Annotated in this window: 17 protein-coding genes; 1 reads left to right on the top strand and 16 read right to left on the bottom strand. The window is 41.3% G+C overall.

What is annotated here, in order from left to right; translation table 11 throughout:
* Positions 1-8: 8 nt before the first annotated feature.
* From G622_RS0105335 to G622_RS0105280, 12 genes are all read right to left on the bottom strand, one after another.
* Positions 9-1,118 (bottom strand): hypothetical protein, encoded by a 1,110-nt coding sequence (locus tag G622_RS0105335; protein ID WP_026509834.1) that lies wholly within the window; start codon positions 1,116-1,118, stop codon positions 9-11.
* Between the two features lie 67 nt (positions 1,119-1,185).
* Entirely contained in the window at positions 1,186-2,715 is a 1,530-nt protein-coding gene (locus G622_RS0105330; RefSeq protein WP_026509833.1) for an MBOAT family O-acyltransferase, read from the bottom strand.
* Between the two features lie 10 nt (positions 2,716-2,725).
* Positions 2,726-3,979 (bottom strand): glycosyltransferase, encoded by a 1,254-nt coding sequence (locus G622_RS0105325; protein WP_049945696.1) that lies wholly within the window; start codon positions 3,977-3,979, stop codon positions 2,726-2,728.
* Between the two features lie 33 nt (positions 3,980-4,012).
* Positions 4,013-5,950 (bottom strand): asparagine synthase (glutamine-hydrolyzing), encoded by a 1,938-nt coding sequence (asnB, locus tag G622_RS0105320; protein ID WP_026509831.1) that lies wholly within the window; start codon positions 5,948-5,950, stop codon positions 4,013-4,015.
* Between the two features lie 78 nt (positions 5,951-6,028).
* The gene (locus G622_RS0105315; RefSeq protein ID WP_026509830.1) at positions 6,029-7,123 is read right to left on the bottom strand and encodes a glycosyltransferase family 4 protein; all 1,095 of its coding nucleotides are present in this window, start codon (positions 7,121-7,123) and stop codon (positions 6,029-6,031) included.
* 186 nt (positions 7,124-7,309) lie between these two features.
* Positions 7,310-8,542 carry a glycosyltransferase gene (locus tag G622_RS0105310; RefSeq protein WP_044912998.1) on the bottom strand — a complete coding sequence of 411 codons (1,233 nt, stop codon included), beginning with the start codon at positions 8,540-8,542 and terminating at the stop codon, positions 7,310-7,312.
* On the bottom strand, positions 8,542-9,819 hold the full coding sequence (locus tag G622_RS0105305; RefSeq protein ID WP_026509828.1) for a glycosyltransferase: 1,278 nt from the start codon (positions 9,817-9,819) through the stop codon (positions 8,542-8,544). Before G622_RS0105305 ends, G622_RS0105310 begins: the two co-directional genes overlap by 1 nt.
* Before the next feature lie 2 nt (positions 9,820-9,821).
* Complete coding sequence (locus tag G622_RS0105300) at positions 9,822-10,625, bottom strand: DUF2334 domain-containing protein (protein WP_026509827.1); 804 nt, start codon at positions 10,623-10,625, stop codon at positions 9,822-9,824.
* A 110-nt stretch (positions 10,626-10,735) separates the two neighbouring features.
* Positions 10,736-12,052: a nucleotide sugar dehydrogenase gene (locus G622_RS0105295; RefSeq protein ID WP_026509826.1), complete on the bottom strand. Its 1,317-nt coding sequence runs from the start codon at positions 12,050-12,052 to the stop codon at positions 10,736-10,738.
* Between the two features lie 211 nt (positions 12,053-12,263).
* Positions 12,264-13,367: a glycosyltransferase family 4 protein gene (locus G622_RS0105290; RefSeq protein WP_026509825.1), complete on the bottom strand. Its 1,104-nt coding sequence runs from the start codon at positions 13,365-13,367 to the stop codon at positions 12,264-12,266.
* Positions 13,364-14,362, bottom strand: coding sequence for an ATP-grasp domain-containing protein (locus tag G622_RS0105285; RefSeq protein ID WP_196814179.1), 999 nt, complete (start codon positions 14,360-14,362; stop codon positions 13,364-13,366). The genes G622_RS0105290 and G622_RS0105285 overlap by 4 nt, the downstream gene beginning before the upstream one ends.
* Positions 14,362-15,015 carry a sugar transferase gene (locus tag G622_RS0105280; protein WP_305803653.1) on the bottom strand — a complete coding sequence of 218 codons (654 nt, stop codon included), beginning with the start codon at positions 15,013-15,015 and terminating at the stop codon, positions 14,362-14,364. The genes G622_RS0105285 and G622_RS0105280 overlap by 1 nt, the downstream gene beginning before the upstream one ends.
* Before the next feature lie 97 nt (positions 15,016-15,112).
* Here G622_RS0105280 and G622_RS0105275 point away from each other — a divergent pair, with 97 nt between their 5' ends.
* The gene (locus G622_RS0105275) at positions 15,113-15,973 is read left to right on the top strand and encodes a YitT family protein (protein ID WP_026509822.1); all 861 of its coding nucleotides are present in this window, start codon (positions 15,113-15,115) and stop codon (positions 15,971-15,973) included.
* 108 nt (positions 15,974-16,081) lie between these two features.
* On the opposite strand, the gene G622_RS0105270 is transcribed toward G622_RS0105275, so the two are convergent.
* From G622_RS0105270 to G622_RS0105255, 4 genes are all read right to left on the bottom strand, one after another.
* A complete protein-coding gene (locus tag G622_RS0105270; RefSeq protein ID WP_026509821.1) occupies positions 16,082-17,740 on the bottom strand; it encodes a SulP family inorganic anion transporter in 1,659 nt (552 codons plus the stop codon).
* 147 nt (positions 17,741-17,887) lie between these two features.
* The gene (locus tag G622_RS0105265) at positions 17,888-18,877 is read right to left on the bottom strand and encodes a helix-turn-helix transcriptional regulator (protein WP_026509820.1); all 990 of its coding nucleotides are present in this window, start codon (positions 18,875-18,877) and stop codon (positions 17,888-17,890) included.
* Between the two features lie 272 nt (positions 18,878-19,149).
* Positions 19,150-20,136: a diaminopimelate dehydrogenase gene (locus G622_RS0105260; RefSeq protein ID WP_026509819.1), complete on the bottom strand. Its 987-nt coding sequence runs from the start codon at positions 20,134-20,136 to the stop codon at positions 19,150-19,152.
* A gap of 315 nt (positions 20,137-20,451) precedes the next feature.
* Positions 20,452-23,007 (bottom strand): beta-mannosidase, encoded by a 2,556-nt coding sequence (locus G622_RS0105255; protein WP_026509818.1) that lies wholly within the window; start codon positions 23,005-23,007, stop codon positions 20,452-20,454.
* Between the last annotated feature and the right edge of the window lie 158 nt (positions 23,008-23,165).

The following is a 23,165-nucleotide window of genomic DNA, read 5'->3' as shown; positions in this document are numbered from 1 at the left end:
AACGGTTTTTATTTTATCAGACTATTATAATCAAAGCTATTTAATAAAACTTTTTCCGTCATTAAGTAGTCGTCTACATTTTCACCGGTAATCCTGTCAGAGGAAGTAAACATATCTGTCTCCTCATAGCCGTTTTCATATTTTATTATGGTATCCATAATAAAACTGTTTACCTCTGCATCATAGTGAGCCTGATCTCTGTATTTTGACAGATCAGTTGTAATATCCGTATGAGTCGTAAAGCTGTAAATATGAATATTATCACACTCAAGCATCTGCCTTATGGCAGCTTCCTTATAAGCAAGAATCTCATCAAGCTCTCCCGCTTCATACAGATTCCCCCAATATACCATTGAATATGGAGGAAAGAAATATAAAAATTTCGTCTCCGGATGCTTCCTTGCAAGAGATACTACATTCTGCTCAATATTGGCATCAAGTATTTTAAACTCTTCTTCCTGTCCGGTGATAAGAAGCTGGCTCTCAGGCTCTTTAAACCTCTTCTTTCCCATTAGGACATAGTCTTTACCATACTTATTGTCCTGATCAGTATAGCTGTAATCATCAAAGCTTGTATGTCCCGGTTCCTCTCCCTGAAAATATGAAGCAAGGGCAGGGAGTGCATATCTCAAAAGCACATCTTTATTCAACAGATATTTTACATCATCTATAGGATTATCGTTTGTGATCCATTCAGGATATTCGCCCATATCCTCTCTGAGTTCATCCTTATCCTTAACAAGCAGTGAATAATCAAGCGGTCTCAAAACATATCTGGGATTATGTCCGCTTCTGTAAGCCACCGCCAGATTGTCATTGATTTCTTTATATGTAGCACCTGAGTAAGTGACCTTTATCGTGCTAAATCCAAGTCCTTCCTCAAACTGACTTGCTTTAAAATTCTCAGACATTGAAGTTCCCGTAATTATAGCATCATAATCAAAATGCTTTGTAATCCCGTCATTTTGGGATCTCTGATCATACAGTTTATAGAAAAACAAAGGATTTGGTGCTCTGTAATGAAAAAACGGGTCCACAAAAAACACCACCCCTCCAATAAGGAACAGGGTAAGAATAGTCATGATCAAAATTGCATTAAACCATTTTTTTGCAGACATCGGTTAACTCCATAATATTATTTTTTCCTCAAAAGCAGAGATTGCACTACTGAGAAAATTCAATATCTTAAAAATTAAAATAAAGAAAAGTCGATATTGAGCTCATGGACACAATGCAGGCAACAAGTATAACCCATGTAAACACAAGGGATAATGCATTGGTCCTATACTTTCTTTCATAATTGTTCTCACAGCAAAGGCAGATAACAAAAGCGGCCAATAGCGATAAAATGCATCCTGTCATAAGTACCGTGTGATCTGAGCTTGGAAGATGCAGGAATTCTAACACATACTTGAATTTAGGTATTCTGAATCCCTCTATCAGCTCTGATCTTACATCCAGATTAACTACGCCAAAACGTTTGATGATCTGAATAAACTGTGTTACACTCGCTCCCCTGAACATGATCCATGATACGCACAGAAATTCAAAGGTAACAAACCAGCTCACTGCTCTTATTATGCCCTTCAGGATAACTCCAAAAGGAAGCCTTCCTGCAGCATCACAGACCTTTACATATGTGCCGTGAGTAAGCTTATTGATACACTGAACTATGCCATGGGATATTCCCCACAGGATAAAGGTCCAGTTAGCACCGTGCCATATTCCACTTACCAGGAAAACTATCATCGTATTTATATAGGTTCTGAGTTTTCCTTTTCTGTTTCCTCCAAGAGGAATATAAACATATGTGGTAAGGAATCTGGTCAGTGTCAAATGCCATCTTTTCCAGAATTCAGCGATTGATATAGCCTTGAAAGGAGAATTGAAATTCATGGGAATGTCAAAATTAAACATCGCTCCAAGACCTGTTGCCATATCACTGTAACCGCTAAAATCAAAATAAAGCTGGAATGCATAAGCAGTCATTACAATTATTATCTCAGGTATTGTGAGAGCCCCCTCCCCTGCGGGAATAAGAGATGCCTGTAAATATCCAAAATCCACTGCTTTGCCAAACATATCAGCTATCAACATCTTCTTACCAAGTCCTCTGGTAAACATCATGATGCCACGGCTCAAATTCTCAAAATACGGTTTTTGTTTTTTACTGTCACGAAATTGTGGAATAAGCTCCGAATGCAGTACAATCGGCCCTGCCACAAGCTGTGGAAAATATGAAACAAACAGCGCATACTCAAGAAAAGAATAATCGTCTGTCTCTCCTCTGTACGCATCTACCACAAATGAAATCTGCTGGAATGTAAAAAAGCTTATTCCCAGTGGGAGTACTATATGTCTAAGATTAAAATCCGCCTTAAAAACTGTATTTATGTTCTGTATGAAAAAATCATAGTATTTAAAGTAAAATATCAGGCCTACATTAAAAATTATCCCCAATATCAAAAAGGGCTTCCGCTTCTTTTTCTCTTCCCCTCCGTGCAATATCATGGCTTTTGACAACAGATAATTTATTGCAATACTGCTGCAGATGATAAGAAGATAGCTCGGATTAAAATATCCATAAAACCACAATGACATTAAAAGCAGGGAAAGCATTGCCGTCTTATGTCTGCCCGTTTTATGAAATAAAAAATACATTATGAGCGACAGCGGCAGAAAGCACAGTATGAAAATGTATGAATTAAATTGCATTCATTTGCTCCTAAATCAATTCTTCAAAATACTCGCGCCACATATTATTGACGCGATCAGGATTGTATTTTTCCCTGACTTCAAGTGCCGCTCCTGCCATTTGTCTGGCTTGTGGCAAATCAGCCATCAACCTGTCAAGGGCATGACAAATATTTGCTGCCATTGTCACATCCGTATCCATAGGTATAAGAAGACCGTTTTTACCATTTTCAATAAGATCTGCCGGTCCTCCGCAGGGACAATCCGTAGAAATACAGCAAAGTCCCAATGACATTGCTTCTATCAGCGCATTGGGCATACCCTCTGTTCTTGATGTCAGCACAAAGAACTCTGCTTCGCTTATCCTGTCGGCGATTCTGTCAACGCTTCCCTTAAAAGTCACCTTTCCGGGTAGGCCTCTTCCGGACTCATCGAGAATATCAAGACTTCCGCATAGCTTCTCAAGAACATTCCTGGTTGGTCCATCTCCATATATCATCAGCCTGTAATCAGGATACTTTTTAACCACATGTGAAAAAGCATGGATAAGGATTTTCTGATTCTTGTTCTCATCAAGTCTTCCCACCGATACTATTACCTTTTTTCTATCGTCGAAGGGAACTACCTCATGATTTATAAACTCTTCGTTTATTGCATTTGGCAAAACCTTGCACTTAGGCTTTATAAATGCCCCAAAATAGTCCATGGCTCCGTTAGTCTGAACCACAACCCCTGCTGCCTTTGGAAACAGGAATTTCATAGAGGTATTAAGACCAAATGACGGATACTCCTCTGAAGGCGTTGCTCTTACAGATACCACTACGGGAATTCCCAGTCCTGATGCAGACTGTATTGCCATCACATTATTTTTCCCAAGAAATGACAAAATAAGATCAGGCTTTAATGTCTCCCAGATATTTGTAAGTTTATCGATTCTCTTGGTAAAGTTCTGAATTCTGCTGCCCTTTTCATAAGGCATAAGCGCAGAAAAGACTCTGTTTATCCCCACCGGTGCTCCACCCTTTAAGTCAACATAACGTTCATCTTCATCGGGATTAAGCACCTTGACCGCATTTTTGCCATTATTTGCTTTCAGGACCTTCCAGGCAGCATCAGGAATATCATATTCATCATCAGAAAGGTAGGTTGTTACCAGCGTGACTCTATAACCTATACTGAAAAAATATTCAGCCAGGTTACACATCACCCTCTCTGCTCCACCTTTATTAAGTGAGCCTATGTACATTGCTATGTGCTTTTTCTTCAGACTCGCTCTTTCGTCCATATAAAACCTCATCTGTCAGTTACAAAAATCTGACTACATATATCTCTCGTACCACTGCTGGAAATTGAAAAAGCTCCAGGAAAGCTTCGAATAATTAGCGCCGGTTGCAGGACCTCCATCACCTTTTTCAAGATAATTTCTGATAAAGTGTGAAGTGTATTTAGCATCAAACACTCCCTGTCTCTTAAGGAAGCTTTCATCACTGTAATCTATCAGCTTATCTCTAAGAGGCCCTCTAAGCCATGCATCCATGGGAACTCCAAATCCCTTTTTGGGTCTGTCCAGTAACTGTCTTGGTATGTAATCATACGCAATATCCTTAAGAATATGCTTCTTATCCCCATCCATAAACTTATATTTATGTGGTATGGAAAAGCTGTATTCCATTACATCCGTATCCATGATCGGACATCTGCACTCAAGAGAATACTTCATTGATGCCCTGTCCATTTTAACAAGAATATCTCCAGGAAGATATGTATCCATATCCAGAATCATACGCCTTATCTGCCAGTCTGATATCCCGTAAGAAGATTCTATAGGATATTTGCAGGGGAAAAGGCCATCATCTCCAAAGTCACCTCTCATATACTGATCATATGTAAGAGTCTGATCCATGCTCTCTTTACCTGTTACAAAAGCATGTGCTGAAAGAATATAGCTGGGAGATGAAAACTGTGTCTTTGTCTCCGGATTCCTGTTATCTGCGACAACCTGTACCCTGAAGGGCATTTTCTTAAGAAGCTTCTCATTTCCTACAGGAATCTGTCCAATGCCGTTTACGATTGCCCCCGGAATATCCAGCTTTTGTGCCTGCGCTACATTTTCATAGATATTGTAGCCACAGAAAAATTCATCACCGCCATCACCTGATAATGCAACAGTAACAGACTCCCTTGCAAGCTTGCATACAAGCATGGTCGGTATTTCCGACTCATCCGCAAAGGGTTCGTCATAGTATGCAGGAATGCTTTCCACAAGATCAAGCATTTCAGACTCGTCGATGTACAGCTCTGTGTGATCTGTTCCAAGATGCTTTGCAACCTGCTTTGCAAATTCTGCTTCATTATACTCAGGAACGTTAAATCCTATACTGAAGGTCTTTACCGGCTCCTTACTGTTTTCCTGGGCAAGTGCCGTTATAAGTGAGGAATCATAGCCTCCAGACAAAAAGGCCCCCAGCGGAACATCGGCTATCATTCTGTTTGCAACCGACTTTTGAAGTCGCTTTTTGAGTCCGGCCTTCGCCTCTTCATAGGAAGAAACCATATTGGCTGAATTATCCTTATAGGCTTTTTTAACATCCCAGTACTTGTATTTTGTAGTATTTCCGTTATTAAAAATAAGCATCTGCCCGGGCTCTACCTGCCACACATTCTCAAAAATACTCTCCGGAGCATTGATGTACTGCTGGTAAAGGTATCTGGGTATTATGGATTTTCTGATATTACCTGTAAATCCGGGGCATTTCATTATAGGTTTAAGCTCAGAGGCAAAAACAAGATTGTTATCCTCAAGCCAGTAATAAAGAGGCTTTTTACCTATTCTGTCGCGCACAAGATAAACATCCTGTGTTTCCCTGTCATATAGCGCAATTGAAAACATACCATGGATATGCTCCGTAAATTTAGCTCCCCATTTAAGGTATCCTGCCAGGATAACTTCTGTGTCACAGGTGGATTTAAAAGGATAATCTCTAAGCTCCTCCTTTAATTCGAGAAAGTTATATATCTCTCCGTTAAAAACGACAGAAATCCTGCCATCCTCCGTAGACATGGGCTGATGCCCAAGGGGCGAAAGATCCAGGATTGAAAGTCTTCTCTGTGCAAAGCCTATAACGTAGCCGTCTCTGCCCGGGTAAAGCTCTACTCCACTGTCATCAGGACCTCTGTGGATCATTGTGTCATTCATGACTGTGAGCTCTTCCTTGGTTATTCTGTTTCTGGATATATATCCGCAGATTCCGCACATGGGCTGCTCCTTTTCCTTTTTATATTTTTATTGAAATAAGTAATGATCGTGATATTTAGTGGTCAGCGTAATATAGACTTATATAACCTCTTCCAAAAACTCTTTCCACTGCTCAAATATTGTTTCAGAGTTTGCTATATCATATACCTTGGCTGCTTCTATGCCAAAACGTTTTGCCATGTCTTTATCCTCAATAAGACGGCATATTCTGTCAGCCAGAGCATCAGCATCTCCCACCGGAACCAGAAATCCGTTTTCTCCGTCCCGTATAACTGTTCTTGGTCCTCCGGGAGGACAGTCAGTAGACACCACTGGCATTCCCATAGCCATTGCTTCCAGCAGAGAGTTTGGAAAGCCCTCGTAATCCGAGCTGTAGGCATATACCTCTCCCTTAGGTATCTCTGCATCTATGTGTTTGCAGGGCCCCATCAAAAAGATAAAATCCTCTGCATTATTATCTGCTATCTTCTTTTCCAGCTTTTCCCTGGTTCCATCCTCAGATCCGCCTCCGTATATTCTAAGGACATAATCTGGATGGCGGTCATGGACCTTCAAAAATGCATCACAGAGCATGAGCTGATTCTTAAAATCCACAAGTCTTGCGTGATGCACAACTGCCTTATCCGGTTGTTGCGGATGTGCAACTCCATGATACTTTGCATTTATAGGATTTAATATAATCCTTGAATTATCCTGCAGGTAGGGCTTAAAGAATTCTTTTTGTTCCTCAGTCTGAAACACACAGCCTGCTGCCCTTGGAAAAAGCCATTTTATCTGTATCTTATCTGAAAATGCATCATAGTTACCGACAGGATTTATTCTGACTGAAATCACCGTAGGTGTTTTTGTACTCCTGCTTGCCATAAGTGCTCTGTAATTTGCTCTGTGAGCAAATGCCACAAGAACATCCGGCTTGTACTCCTTTAGAAACGCCTTAAGATACTTCACTCTCAAAAAGAATTTGGTAATTCTGTCCTTCTTCTCATCACTCTCAAGAAGTCCCACATGGATTCTGTTTATCCTGGGATCAAGGGTGAATTCATTCTCATCATACCACTCTGTAGCAATGAAAACCTCATACCCGGATCTGGCGAACTGATTGGCCAGATTACTTACAACTCTCTCAGCTCCGCCCTGACCAAGGCTATTTAAATGAAACGCAATTCTTTTCATAATTATCTCATTCCACTGTTTTCATAATTGATTTTACACTACCCGCACAAGCAGGATGTTATAGATTCCTGTTTTTCCTCAGAAAAACGGGAATCGTATTGGACCAGGTCCTCGCAAAGCGAGGGGCGTGTCCTGCCGAAGGCAGGATTTTTGCGGGCGATTTCCGCTTTTGCCCACAAAAAGTCATCAAATCTTCTCAAGTATTGTATAAAGATTCTTTGCATATCCCTCAGGATTATAGGAAAGTGCTCTCTCGTAGGCCTTCCTGCCATATTTTTTCATCTTTTCCTCATCTGTGATCATTTTGAGGATTCCATAGGCAAGGAGCATATCCTCCTCTGTAATATTGGATGCATCAAGATCAATGTTCTGATCCATATCAGGAACGATTATTCCGAATTCACCCTCAATTATCTTATCTGTTGATGATCCGTCAGGCGCATCGGAAATAAGCTTCTGATATTCCTTCTCATTCAGAAGAATCTCTCTTGGTCCGGTTTTGCAATCAGCAGCCACGCAGGGCTTTCCCAGTGCCATGGCTTCAAGAAGCGCATTAGGGAATCCCTCATGGTTTGAACTTAAAACGTACAGATCAGCCGCATCCACAAACGGGAAGGGATTTTTCTGAAGTCCAGGGAAAAAGACCTTCTTTCCAATTCCAAGATCATCAGCCAGTTTCCTAAGTCCGCTAAAATCACCTGTTCCTACAATCACAAGCCTTGAATCAGGATAATCCCTGGCCACGATTGAAAATGCCTTGATTAAGTGCCAGAATCCCTTGATATAATCCTGTCTTCCAACAGATACGATGGTGAAAGGACTATCCAGTGTGTTGTCAACAAGCAGTCCATTTCCAAACATATCCTTTGCTCTAAAGAGCCCTTCCTTGTCCCCGGCTTTTTCAGTAATCATGGATATATCCAGCGGATTATAGATATAGCTGCTCTTCTCATAGTTGTAATCACGCTCAAGTTCTCTCATTATTTCCTTGGAACAGGAAAGAACCTGGTCTGCCCTTTTACAAAAAAGAGTAACTTCCCTTTTATTCTCCATATCAGTAGAACATCTAAGGCCCGTAAGTACCTTAGCCCTGTTACCAGCCTTTGAAAGAACATTAACATAGTTGGCACTTGAGCCGAAGCTGTATGAAATATCAATATTATGGCTCTTCTTATAACTTCTGACCTTTCGCACTCTGCGAAGTACATTTACAACCTTGCCAAGCTTCCCAAATTTCCTGGTGGCAGGCACATTAATGTTTACCACGTCTATTCCGGATACATCATAATTGATATCTTTGTCAGAAAAAATCAGAATAGTCACCTTATAATATTTTTGCATAAGCCTGGCAGTCGCCACGCAGACTCTCTCAAATCCGCCCTGGTGAAGCATCGGCACCATAAGTAAAAGTCGTTTCATTAAAATTTCCCTGTAAGATAGAATTGTTGCATTATCTCAGCCTGGGTCCTGACATCAAAACCGGCTTTTTTTATCATTGCATTTACAGGCTCTCTGGAAGCCTCTCTGTCGCCTATAGGTATCTCTTCCTCATTCTCACTGTCACTTTCCCTGTAGTCACGGAGCATAAGATCATTTAAAATCTTTCTGGCCCAGACCGCCGGCGGCTCCTCTATGCTCATCCTGCTGACAAGAGGAGTAATATCAACCTCCGGAGTGATTGAATCAGATATAAGGCACTGAAGTCCTGCAGACTGCGCTTCAACAACTGTTCCCGGAAGTCCCTCATATCTTGAAGGGAAAAGAAAATAATCCATAGCCTGATAATACTCATTGGCATTGGTCTTGTTCCCGCAGAATATAACATGCTTATCTATGTGAAGGTCAGATGCAAGCTGCTTCATGGTGTCCATAAGCGAACCCTCGCCAAGCATCAGAAGACGTATTCGCATTCCATGAAGAATGTTAAAGGAATTCGAATCATCATGGCTTAAGATTCTCAAAAACTCTGCAAACACCTTCAGAAGATACTCATGATTTTTGGCATAATGAAATCTTCCCACATGTCCTATGACAATTGCATTTGAAAGTCCAAGTTCATTCCTTATCTTGTTTCTGATCTCCTGATTATAGACAAAACGCCTCAAATCGATTGCATTGGGAATTATCCTTACCTGTCCATCGTCTGTCATGGCATCGCCAAATACTGATCTTGCGGCATTTTCCGTGCAGGCAAACCTGAGATCACATGTCCCTGCCTTAGCCAGAGGGCTTCTGATTATTCTGGTGACAACGCCCTTGATTCCCGGGTCCACACCTGCGCTTCTTGCATGAGCAATTGTAGTATTGATACCACAGCTCTTCGCAAGAGGAAGATATATCGCAGCAGTACTTGTCATATGCCCCTGCACCATCCTCCACTCACCGCGATGCTGCATAAAAAACATACGTATAGCATTCTTGTAATCCCTTGCGTTTGTTCCATGAAATTTTGGAATCGCATATATATTTCCACCGAGCTTCTTAACCGTGGCATCAAAATAGTCAGGCTCCCTGACCGCCATAAGCTCATCCGAGGTGGGACATTTTTTGCCTGTAGCTTCGGGATCCGAGTGAACCAGGAAATCAAACTGTACACGCTCTCTGTCTATATGCCTGTACAGATCCATAATCCTGCTCTCAGCCCCTCCAAGTCCCAATGTTCCAAAAACATGCAAAATTCTTATCGGTTCTGCCATCGTTACCACCTTTTATTTACGGCGATATATTTTAAGCGTGCCATCAGATATTCTTTAATCCCCTGAAAAACCGGGGCTTCCACAGGTTCCTGCATGAGCCATTCATCCCAACTCACCACTTTGCCTGATTCGAATACCTTCTCGTAATATGCAAAATCATCCCCGTTTAATGTATTAGTATGAATTACGAAGGTAGTATATCCCTCGCTCTCATCCTTAAGCACTGAATCCTTCCTGAAAGATATAGGAAAGAAAGTCAAATCAAATCGTCTGTAGGCCTGTTTTCCAAAGCCGTCAGTAATTCTTCTGAAGCCGCTTTCCGCAAGTGCTTTTATGGTATTTCTGTCATAGCTGTGACTTGGAGCCATGAAAAAATCAGTGGCTATGCCATGACTGCCAAGAATGCTTTTTCCTTCAGAGATCATGCTTATCTGCTTCTCAAGACTGATACCTGCAAACTCCGACTTTTTATTAAGTGGGAACATTCCGCCCTTTTTAGTCGTATATACATGGTTAAGACCATGCATGGCAATTATCCAGCCCTCTGTCTGCAGATTCCTTATCAGATGCCAGAAATGATAATCCTTCTCCTTTATCTTATCATCACCGCTAAAGTCATCATCTGATCCATTTGAAGAGTTGTCCTCCTCTTCATCTCTGAAGGCATCCAGTTTAGGATCCTTATTTTCCGGGACAACACCAATAAGAGGCTTTATGTGATTCTCATCCAACAGCCTCTTAAACCTTCTGAATTTTCCCATATCCATTCCCGGAGAAATGTCATCAAGTCTTATAACTATCTTCATACAACAACGCCGCCACTTTTTCGGTGGCGGCATATCCCCCTAGTCTTTGCTATTTGACTAAATACTGTTATCATCCGATAACCACTAAACAGCATTTATATATTTTCTTATTAAAGTCTCCAATAGCTGAACTCAGCGCCATCGAAATCATCCTTATTATATATTCCCTTCACGTCAAGGAATACTCTCTTATTATGCTCCGGGTTGTACCACTTTTTAATCTCATCAATGGTAATACCCTTGAATTCCTCATGAGCAACAGCCATGATAACTGCATCCATATCCTTAACAGCATCCATGTTATCAAAAGTGATGCCATAAAGTCTTTTTGCTTCTGCGCTGTCAGCCTCTGGATCAACCACTACAGGATCGATGCCATATTCCCTGAGCTCATTATAAATATCAATTACCTTGGTATTTCTTGTATCAGGGCAGTTCTCTTTAAATGTGAAACCAAGAATTGCCACCCTTGCATTCTTAACATTAAGATCCTGTGCTATCAGATTCTTAACGCAGGATTCTGCAATATACTTACCCATATCATCATTGATACGACGTCCTGAGAGAATTATCTGGCTGTGATAGCCAAGCTCCTCAGCCTTGTATGTAAGATAATAGGGATCAACACCTATACAATGTCCTCCTACAAGTCCGGGTCTGAATCCAAGGAAATTCCACTTGGTTCCTGCTGCCTCAAGGACACTCTTTGTATCTATTCCCATCTTATGGAAGATCATAGAAAGCTCATTCATAAATGCTATGTTGATGTCTCTCTGGCTGTTCTCGATAACCTTGGCAGCCTCGGCAACCTTGATGCTGTCAGCCTCATGAACACCTGCAAGAGCAACGAGCTTATAAACGTTTGCAACCTCCTCAAGTGTCTCCTTATCCATTCCGGAAACAATCTTAACGATGGTCTCAAGTCGGTGAACCTTATCACCGGGGTTGATACGCTCAGGTGAATAACCAACCTTGAAATCAACACCACACTTTAAGCCTGATTCCTTCTCAAGGATCGGAACACAGATATCCTCAGTTACTCCGGGATATACTGTTGATTCATAAACAACTATTGAGCCTTTAGTCAGATTTTTACCAAGTGTTCTGCTGGCACTTTCAACAGGAGTAAGATCCGGTGTGTGGTCATCATTAACAGGTGTGGGAACTGCAACAATGTGGAATCTGCACTCCTTAAGTTTCTCGGGATCAGCAGTAAAATCTACAGTAGTTTCGCTGATTGCTGCATCTCCAACCTCTCTTGTAGGATCAACACCACTCTTATAAAGTGCAACCTTCTCTGCATTAAAGTCATAACCTACAACCTTTATCTTTTTTGCAAAGGCTACTGCGATAGGCATACCCACATATCCAAGACCTACTAATGAAAGCTTTTCTTCTCCTGCAAGGAGCTTCTCATACAAACTCATTTTTATACCTCTACTATTATATAGTGATTTAAGGGAGAAAAAATCTCCACTCACTGATGATACGAATTTCTTCGTCGTTACTTTTCGCACCTTAAAGTGCTCACAGCAACACTTCATTTCTTTAAAACTTTATAAAGACTTACTCTACAGGCAGTAATCAAGCCTGTCTAGATTTTTAGCCTTCACAACCTATTATACTATGTATGTCAACTTAGGAGCATATACCGTTAAGTTCCTTCTTATAGGCATCAATAACAAGCTGCCTGTCGAAGTTCTTCTCTATATATGATCTGCCGGCGATTCCCATCCTCTTGCGGTCCTCTTCTCCCAGAGAAAGGATTCTTCTCATGGCATTTACCAGAGAGTCAGCACTTTTTACATCAAAGGTAAAGCCGCTTTTTTCTCCGTCAAGAGCTTCTATACAGCCATGAATGTTGGTGCATAAAATCGGTCGTCCGCAGGCTGCAGCTTCAAGAAGCACATTTGACATTCCCTCATGGTAGGAAGGATGAACTATTATGTGGCTCTTTGCCATCACCGGCTCGACAGAATCAAGATGTCCAAAGTAATGAAGGATTCCTTTATCCTCAAGGGCTTTTATGCGGGGTTCATAGATGTCTCTCTCATCCTCCTCGAACTCTCCCACCAGATCAAAGCATACATTCTCATACTCGGAGCTGATTTTTTCAGCAGCTTCCAGGTATTCCTCTATACCCTTATCCTTCATCATCCTAATAACCGCAAGGAAGTGGATTCCTTCCGACTCATCGGGATATTCGTGAAAAGGATGGTCTGTCAGATTAACTCCGGAACCGGGAAGAAGTCCGCTGTTTTTAAGAGCAACTCCTCTTTCCTGCATGAAGTGTCTGTTTCTCTCATTTTGAAAAAAGACTTTTCTTGCTCCCCTTGTGGCTCCTCTGTAAAGCCCTATCAGAACCTTGCTCATGACTCCGCCATTCTCAATGGCTGTTCCAAGACCGGTAATGTTGGTTATATATGGAGTACCGGTAAGCTTACATGCCATACCGCCATATATATTAGGCTTTATTGTATAAGTAAGAACTGCCCCGGGTTTTTCTCTCCTTATCATATCCCTGTATCCGATCAAGAGTGCAAGGTCCTTTAAAGGATTACTACCATGCCTCTCAAGCGGAGTCTCTATAAGCCTTGTACAGTATTCCTTCAGCTTATAACAGTTTTCATCGGGCGGCACTGAGATAAGGACCTCATGTCCTGCATCTAATAAGGATTTTAAAAGTTCCTTTCGAAAAAGCCACAGCCCATTGGCATAATTTGACAGTATCAGTATTTTCATTGCATTTCCTTCATTCTGCCTTCAAGCTCAGAAAGCTTCTCAATCACCACACTGTCGTACATGAGCATGCAGATATCTTCTTCATACTCTCCAATAACAGGCTCGTTTGCCTTCTTCTCTACTACGTTCTTATATATCAGTGCAGGGAAATCAACTCCCGCTCCATAGGCATGAAGATATGCTCCGCCAAAGCGGGGATTAATCTCGGAAAGATAATACTGCCCGTCCTTATAGAACAGATCCATATCAAGAGGGCCATTGAACTTAAATACTTTCATGGCATTTTTAACAAAGTCAAAAAGAGCCTCATCCTTGAAGGATATCGTCTTATTAGCTCCTCCGATGGTGGTTGAGATCTTCTTCTTGGAAAAAATCGCCACAGGTTCATGTGTGAAGGTATCAACATAAACATCTGCATCCATATCCTTACCATCCATGAACTGCTGGATTATAAGTTCAGGATTTCTGGCAGTGAGCTCCTCTAAAAGTTCAAGGCTCTCAACCTTTCTAGCTCCAACACTTCCACTGCCTGTTCTGGGCTTTACAAATACAGGGAAATCTATCTCTTTTCTGTCGTAGCTTTTCTTAAAATCAGAGAATGATCCAAAGGTCAGAACCGTAGGAATTCCTTTCTCTGTCAGATATTTAAACATCTCATATTTATCAAAGCACAGATCAGCTGTCTCCTTATAAGGTGCAAGAACCTCTACTCCTATGGCATCAAATTCAGCTCTGTGCTCAGCAAGTATGGATATTTCAGGATCGATAAGTGTGGTTATGGCATCTATCTCTTCCTTTTTACATATCTCAAGTATGGTAGGAACATATCTTATATCATTTATAAGCGGAACTCTGTATACCACATCTGCAAAGGCAGGCGCAGGCGCATAGGGACTGTTATCCGTAACTACTATCTTAATCTTATCACCCAGTGTCTGTCTGAAATCCTTAAGTAATTCGCAGCGTCTTCCCACGCTGGTAAATAAAATATTCATTATTGGTTCACCTCGTTCTTTTCAGGAGTGCCTGTAAAGGCCTCCATAGTAGCATCTGTTTTGCTGTTTACATCATCATGCTTAAAGACAACAGCAACAGTCATAAATACTATTTTTAAATCCATCAGAAAGGACATGTGATCAACATAGTATACATCCTTCTCAAACCTGTCCTCCCAGCTAAGAAGATTCCTTCCGTTCACCTGAGCCCATCCGGTAAGTCCCGGACGAACCTCGTGGCGTCTCTTCTGCTCTGAATTATATAAAGGAAGATATTTTACAAGAAGCGGTCTTGGTCCCACAAAGCTCATATCACCCTTAAGTATGTTTATAAACTCAGGAAGCTCATCAAGACTTGTGGCGCGAAGTTTTTTCCCGAACTCAGGAAGCCTGTCTTCATCAGGTAAGAGATTGCCGTTCTCGTCCTTTTTATCTGTCATAGATCTGAATTTGTACAGGTTAAACACCTTCTCATCCTTTCCCGGACGGGGCTGCCTGAATATCACAGGACTCCCCAGCTTAACCCTGACCAGTATCGCAAGTATAAGATAAAGCCAGCTAAAGCATATCAGTACCATAAGTGAAAGGATTATATCTATTATTCTTTTTATGCACAGGGCATAGATTCCCTGCCTTCTTTTTTTATCGTTCATTTTTATCATCCATAATTGCCAATTATTATTCCAATATTGTATTATAACCTATAGAAGTTTTATTTCAAATAATCGTTTTGCAGGGAGTTTTAATAAAATGAAGTTAGATTTAAGAAGAGGCAGCATCAGGCTTGTAGTAGTACTTTTAGCTGCTTTTTTGATGGCATTAAATATCCAGACCTTCGTTAACGCAGGAGGTCTTTATCCCGGCGGAGCTCAGGGACTTACCATCATCATCCAGCGTATTGCCCTTAAGTTTTTCGGCATTAGAATCCCCTATACGCCCATTAACATCATACTGAATATAATTCCCATCTATATTGGTTTTCGTTATATCGGTAAAAAATTCACTTTATATTCCATGATAATGGTTGTATTCAACGGCTTTTTTGTTGACCTTATTCCCAGCCATGTCATAACCCACGATCCGCTTTTGATATCCGTATTTGGCGGTATCATCGCAGGCGTTTCACTTTCAATCTGCCTTAAGGTTGATGCTACAAGCGGTGGTACTGATTTTATCTCCATATTCCTTTCACAGAGAAAGGGTATCGACGCCTTCCCGATAATCCTTGCCGGCAACTGCATCATCCTTACTGTTGCAGGTATACTCTTTGGTTGGGACAAAGCTTTATATTCAATCATCTTCCAGTATGTATCCACACAGGTTCTTCATATTATGTACAGAACCTATCAGCAGCAGACACTGTTCATTATCACCGACAAGCCTGCAGAAGTATGTGAGATCATCTACAGAATCAGTAACCACGGAGCTACCCTCATGCACGGCGAAGGTTCCTTTGAGCACAACAACAAGATGGTTGTTTACTCCGTAGTCAGTGCCTCCGATATAAGGAAACTGATCCCTGCTATTAAGGAAGTTGACGATGGCGCTTTCATAAACTCCATCAGAACCGACAGGGTTCAGGGTAACTTCTACTTAAAGCCCAGAGACTGATCCATATAGCACTTAAAATGATTATTGTCTGGTAACACTCATAAATGCTTTAGCTATGCAAAAATCCCACACCATATCACATGCGGTGTGGGATTTTTTATTCATTATTTATTTGGATGCAAGTTCAAGAGCTTCATCAATATGTGCCGCAAAGTTCTCACGGCCGACCTTGTCCACAAATCCATCCTTTTCCATGGTTCTCATGGGCTGCTCGTTAACATGTGAGAATATGAGGCGAACACCTTTCTTCTTGCAGTCCTCATAGAGCATCTCCAAAGATCTCATAGCTGTTGCATCGAGGGCTGGTACGCTTCTCATTCTTATTACAAGGCTCTTTGTAAATTCCTTGGTGGTTATGTTTGCCAGAGCATCAGCATCACCAAAGAACATAGGTCCTGATATCTCATATACACGGACATGCTTAGGTACTACTCTGAGATCAATGCTGTCCGGATCCTCTTTTGTCACATCTGTGTCATCAGGATCTACATAAGTCCAGCTTCGAACTGAAGACTCCTCGCTCATTCTCTTCATGAAAAGTAGACATGCGAGAACCATTCCAACTTCAATAGCAACAACAAGATCAAATACAACTGTAAGAACAAAAGTTGTAACAAGTACGATTATGTCACTCTTGGGAGCTGTCTTACACAGATGTGTAAAGGGTCTCCACTGGCACATATTGTAGGCAACCTGGAACAGGATTGCTGCAATTGTAGGCATCGGTATAAGAGCCGCATAGGGCATCAGAACCACCAGTACCAACAAAAGTACTATAGAATGAACAATACCGGCGATGGGTGTTCTACCACCATTCTTGATATTTGCAGCTGTTCTTGCGATAGCACCTGTTGCAGGAATACCACCGAATAAAACAGAACCGATGTTACCACAGCCCTGTGCTATAAGCTCCATATTGGATCTGTGATGTGAACCGATCATTCCATCTGCAACAACTGCTGAAAGAAGTGATTCTATCGCAGCAAGTATTGCAATAGTAAAGCCATTTGAAAAAGATCCTCTTATAAGCTTCCAGCTGAATACCGGAGCATGGAATTTAGGAAGTCCACCGTTTATTGTATAAAGATCTCCTATGGTATTAACCTTAAGACCAAGTCCCTTGACCATCAGGATACCGACGATTACCGCAATAAGTGATGCAGGAATCTTCTCGAAAAACTTAGGCCATATAATAAGGACTGCAAGGCACACAAGACCAACAATTAGTGCCTGATAATTTAAGGTAGATATATTGTTGATAATGGCTTCTACTTTCTCAGTAGTTTCGATAGTCACTGTTCCCTTGGGATATGTAAGTCCCAGGAAGTCCTTTATCTGTCCCACAAGAATAGTAACTGCAATACCTGCAGTAAAGCCTGTTGTGATTGTATAGGGAATAAACTTGATAAGAGTTCCGAGTCTTAAAAGACCCATTACTATAAGAAGAATTCCGGCTATTATGGTTGCCATCATCAGGCCTTCCATTCCGTCCTTAGCCACAATGCCTGCTACAATTGTAGCAAATGCTGCCGTAGGACCGGCTATCTGAACTCTGCTGCCGCCCAGGAATGAAATGATGAATCCTGCCACGATTGCCGTATAAAGACCTTCCTCAGGTCCAACACCGGAAGCCAGCGCCAGAGCAATCGATAGCGGAAGTGCAATGATTGCAACAATAATACCGGAAATCACATCAGTAGTGAATTGCTTCGCCGAATACTGCTTTATCACAGAGAAAAGCATCGGCTTAATTTTGTCCTTTTTCATAATCTAAAATCTCCCATAAATGCCCGGATCATGTGCCTGCATGTTCATCTTCATCAAATCATAAAGAATATATCAGTACACTACTTCACCGGATGATTACTTAAAACAGACAAAATTATATCACAATTTTTTTGTTATAAAAATTTATTATTTGTATAAATCCAAAAGATTATTGAGCTCTTCCTTGTACGCTTTTACCACAGAGGCGGGAGCAGATATTTTTATGGATGGTCCAAGACCAAACAACCACCCAAAGAACTGCTCACTGACAGCAACCTCAACTCTCACATCAGACCACCCCTTCTTTTTGGCAGGTTTTATCATTATTTCTTTTCCGAACCTGTCCAGAAGAACTCCGATCATCTCATCCTTTATTGTCAAAGTCACATTCGTGGCTTCACCGCCAAACATACCAAAAGCCCTGTTGGTGTATTCAGCCAGATCAAAGGCCTTAAAATGCTCTTTTCCCTCTCTCTTATCATCTAGAATTTCTATTTTATTCATCTTATCTACGCGGTAGTGCTTAATAATTCCAGCATCAGAGTCATAAGCGATGAGATAATAATTTTCATCATTCCAGGTAAGACGCCAGGGACTTATTACATAAGCCTCTTTTTTTCTTGGAACAAGTTTTTTGTCTGTATTCCAGGTCATGTAATTAAATTTTATCTTTCTGTTTTGTGCAATAGCGTTGTGAATCTCATCGACAGTATAATAGATGCTCTCGTTCATGGTTTTTATGCGTCCACTCACGGAAAGCTGTCGCTCAAGCTGAATAGCTTCATAATTACTTGCAAGAGTAGTCAGTTTTTTTATCAAAGCATTGGATTTTTTCTCGGTTATAAATTTAAAGGACTGTATGGCATCCACCAGAAGCTTTAATTCAGCCAGTTCAAATCTTCTGCTTCCGATATGATAGCAAAAATTTTTCCCTGTTTTTTCACCTACCACATCAAGCCCGATATCATTCAGGGCATCTATATCAGTGTAAATGCTTTTTCTGTCAGCACTAACCCCGTATTTTTCCAATTCCTTCAGAATTTCCGGCATGGTAAGACCATGATCATCGTCAGTCTCCTCAAGCAGGATTTTCGAAAGATAGTACAGTTTAAGCTTCTGATTTGTCCCTTTAGGCATTGCAGACCTCCCCTATAAACGCTGACTTATATCTGACCCGGGCCGGCCGGATACTGATATAGCCGGCTCTTATAATCAATTCTCTTTATATAGTAAACTTTTAAATGATTTTAAGCAATAATTATCATTTGGCAAAATATGCCTAGCGCCACCGGTATAAATCCGATGGCGCCTGATAATTTAAACTATCTGCAGTAATAAATCATGTGCTGTCCCATACTGACAGTTTTCCACATAATTCCATAACCCAAAAGTCTGATCAATATGTGAGATTATAAAAGGTGTGCTCTTAATTCCTCACCGCTCTTATCTGAAAGATATGCCGGAGGGATGTCAAGCATGGTTCTGCAGCCTGTCTGACCTTCCTTGTTCATGCGAAGTGCTGCTCTTGCTGCTGCAACAAGTACGCTTGTTGTGAATTCCGGATTGGAATCAAGCTTTAAGCTATACTCAATAACATGGTTGTGCTCTTTATCTGCACCTGTCTTACCTGTTCTGAATACAAATCCGCCGTGAGCCATTCCGCTGTGGTTCTTAAGAAGCTCCTCTTCGCTGATGAAATGTACAGTTGTATCATAGTCAGCAAAGTAGTTGGGCATCTCCTTGATTTCCTTTTCTACCTTTGCTGCATCTGCGCCATCCTCAAGAACAACGAAGCACTCTCTTGTGTGCTTGTCACGGGTTGTAAGCTCAGGATTCTTGCCGCTTCTTACTGCTTCAAGTGCGCTCTCAACAGGGATTGTATACTGCTTTGCATTCTTTACGCCCTCGATACGTCTGATCGCATCTGAGTGGCCCTGAGAAACGCCCTTGCCCCAGAATGTATAATCATTTCCATCGGGAAGGATCGCATTTGAGTAAACTCTTGCAAGAGAGAACATTCCGGGATCCCAACCACAGGAAATAACTGCAACTTTTCCTGCTTCCTTTGCAGATGCATCAACATTTGCAAAATGCTCCGGAATTCTTGCGTGTGTATCAAAACTATCTACTACATTAAACAGCTTTGAGTACTGAGGTGTCTGAACAGGAAGATCTGTAGCACTACCGCCACAGAGAATCATAACATCAATCTTGTCCTTCCAGTCTTCAACATCATTTACAGAAACAACAGGAACGCCCTGGGTCTTTATTGATAATGATGAAGGATCTCTTCTTGTGAAAACAGCTACGAGCTCCATATCAGGAGCTGCCTTTACTGCAAGTTCAACGCCTTTACCAAGATTTCCATAGCCTAATATACCGATTCTAGTACTCATTTTTCCTCCTTTTGTTGCCTATGGCTAATAAGCCAATGCAATTCGAACTCTTATAAAGCGCATTATACGCTCATTAGTATGTAAAAATCTACAACAAATTTTAACGATTTAATTCGCTAAATTATTTTTAAATTTAAGAATACAGATTTTTTCCATAATATAAGCCTTCTGCAATTTGACCCAAGGGGAGGAACTGCCTACGGAGAATCCCATAGGTCAGTCCAATGCTTCATCGTTGCTTTTACATTACCCAAAGTAGCAGAAGGCCTATTATTTTTGGTACCAGAATCTCTTTTTCACGAAACCTGGGAATTTTTATCTTATATCATATACGCTTCTTAGTCTGAGCTTTGATGTATCGCCTGAAATCACGTCCACAGTAACTTCTCCTGCATTCATATCAAAGTAATTGTCAGACAGGATAAGATCCTCATTTTCATTTAAGATTTCCACGCCGCGGGCATAAGCATCAGCCTTAACAGTAATCTTGCCATCATGAACAGTTGCGGACAGATTCGGATTCTGGAACTTGAAGTACTTCGGCATTGTGAATATGACTGTTCCTGATGAAACAACTTTTCCATCAATCTCTGCTTCGTAGCTCACATACTGCGAGAATCTGTCAGCATCGGCAAAATCAACCTTCTTAGTCCATGTACTTGAAAGGGCAGGAACGAGTATGTTCTTATCAGCACCTGCAGATCCGGGATTTCCTCCCTCTCTTTCGCTATCAAACTCAGCAATACCTTCCCTTAATACTTTTCCGGAAGCATCTCTTAAAGCCCATGTTACCTTAGCGGTAATATCACTTCTGGTCTCATTTGCCACATTGAAAATTGCTTCCTGCTTAACTTCTCTCGGCAACCAGTTAAGAGGAACTCCGCAGGTCATCTCGCCCTCTTCCTGACAGGAAACCATTATCGGAGCAAAGAATCTCTTTTCAGCATAGTGCAGTGCTTTAAGTCTTCCCTGATAGTCTATACTTGACCAGGATGCAACAGGCCAGCAGTCATTAAGCTGCCATACCACGGCGCCCATACATCTTCCTCTGTTTCTTCTGAAATGCTCTACGCCGTAGCGGATGGCATCTGCCTGGAGCATCTGTGAAGCATAGATGACTGTTGAAAAATCATTGGGATAAAGGTATGTCTGCTGCATATAATTAAGTATCTTGCCGTTGGCAGCACCATTCCTCTGATGCCTTTCCATAATATATGAAAATACATTCTTATCTGCAGGATCATCAGTGAAGGACTCTACAGTCTTCTCCGCAGGGAAGGACTGGAATCCAAACTCTGACAGGAATCTGAAATAATATTTCCTGTATTCAGAGAATGGCTGATTTTCGTGCCATACTGCCCAGTAATGAACATCCCCGCGATTTTCATCGTTTGGTTCATCAAAGCATCCGCCTGAAGAAGGAGATGCCGGCCAGTAGTACACATCAGGAGCAAATTCCTTCATCATATTAGGAATAAGGTATTCAAACATTATTGTATAATCGCGCTTTTCTGAGGGCTTTGAAACCCACAGACCGTAATTTACAAACATCTCCATCTCATTATTTCCGCACATGAGTCCCAAAGATGCATGATGCCTTATTCTCTTTAAATTATCCTCGAATTCAGCTGTAATATTGTCCTCAAAATCAGGTGTCAGATCATAAACACCGCAGGCGAACATAAAGTCTTCCCAGACAAGTATTCCGTACTCATCGCAGATATCAAAGAACCAGTCATCAGGATAATATCCGCCGCCCCATACTCTGATGGAGTTGTAATTTGCAAATACTGCTTTATCAAGAAGCTTTCTTGTAACCTCAGGATTAACTCTTCCAAGAAGATGATCTTCAGGGATATAATCCGCACCCATGGCAAATACCTTAACACCGTTTACCACGAAGCAGAATTCATTGCCCCATTCATCCTTCTTTGTGCTCACTGTACAGGTACGAAGGCCTATTTTCCTCTCCCATACATCAAGAGCATTGCCACTCTCATCCTTTAAAGTCACCTGAACATTGTAAAGAGGCTGCTTTCCATAACCATTTGGCCACCAAAGCTGCGGATTCTCGATTGTGATTTCATCAGGAATCTCATCCTTATATTCAGTAACGCTTCCGTCAGGAGCTGTAATCTTAATATCAACATTTAATTCAAAATCATCCTTATCCTCGCAGGAGCATGAGTATTCTTCAGCTACGTCGATGATCTCAAATTCAAAATCAAGTCCTACAGTTCCGCTCTCTTTTCCGTCCTTATCAATCTTAACATTCTCATGATTCTGTCTTATCAAAACAGAATCAATTCTTGCCTTGTTAAAGCAGATAAGTGATACAGGTCTGTATATTCCTGCATCCGGAAGATGTGCACCCCAGTCCCATCCGAACATGCAATGAGCCTTTCTAAGATGAACAAAGCCCTGCATTGCATCTTCGCTTCCTTTTGTGGGAGCTTTTTCATATGCATCCTTTATATATCTTGTGGGTGAATTGAAATAAACCCTGAGCTCGTTCTCATCCTCAAGCTCTTCCTTTATATCAAACTCCCAGATTCTGTGCATATTATAGGTACTGCCCAGTTTTTTTCCGTTTAAATAAATATCCGTGAGCGTATCAAGACCATCAAAATGAAGAATTACATTGTCCGATGAATCTGCTTCTGCAGGCTTTTTAAAATTGCAGACATATTCATAGTCATCATCCATAAGCTTGAGCGCCTTGTCCTCATTATCCTTCCAGAAAGGATCCTCCATCTCACCTTCTCTTAAAAGGTCAGTATAGACGGTGCCGGGGACAACTGCGTTTATCATCTTTGCATCCCCTGCCTTGTGCATTTTCCAATTCTTGTCTAAAAAAGTCGTACTCTTCATAAACATTTCTCCTCGTTGTGTATTGGCACGATTACTTCGTAATCCTGCCCTATCGGTCGGAACCATTCCGAATCATGACTTCGTCATGATGGTTCCTCCTCGTTGTGTATTGGCACGATTACTTCGTAATCCTGCCCTATCGGTCGGAACCATTCCGA

Source organism: Butyrivibrio sp. LC3010 (assembly GCF_000424385.1).
Classification (GTDB): Bacteria; Bacillota; Clostridia; order Lachnospirales; family Lachnospiraceae; genus Butyrivibrio.
This window is presented reverse-complemented; position numbering and strand designations above follow the sequence as displayed.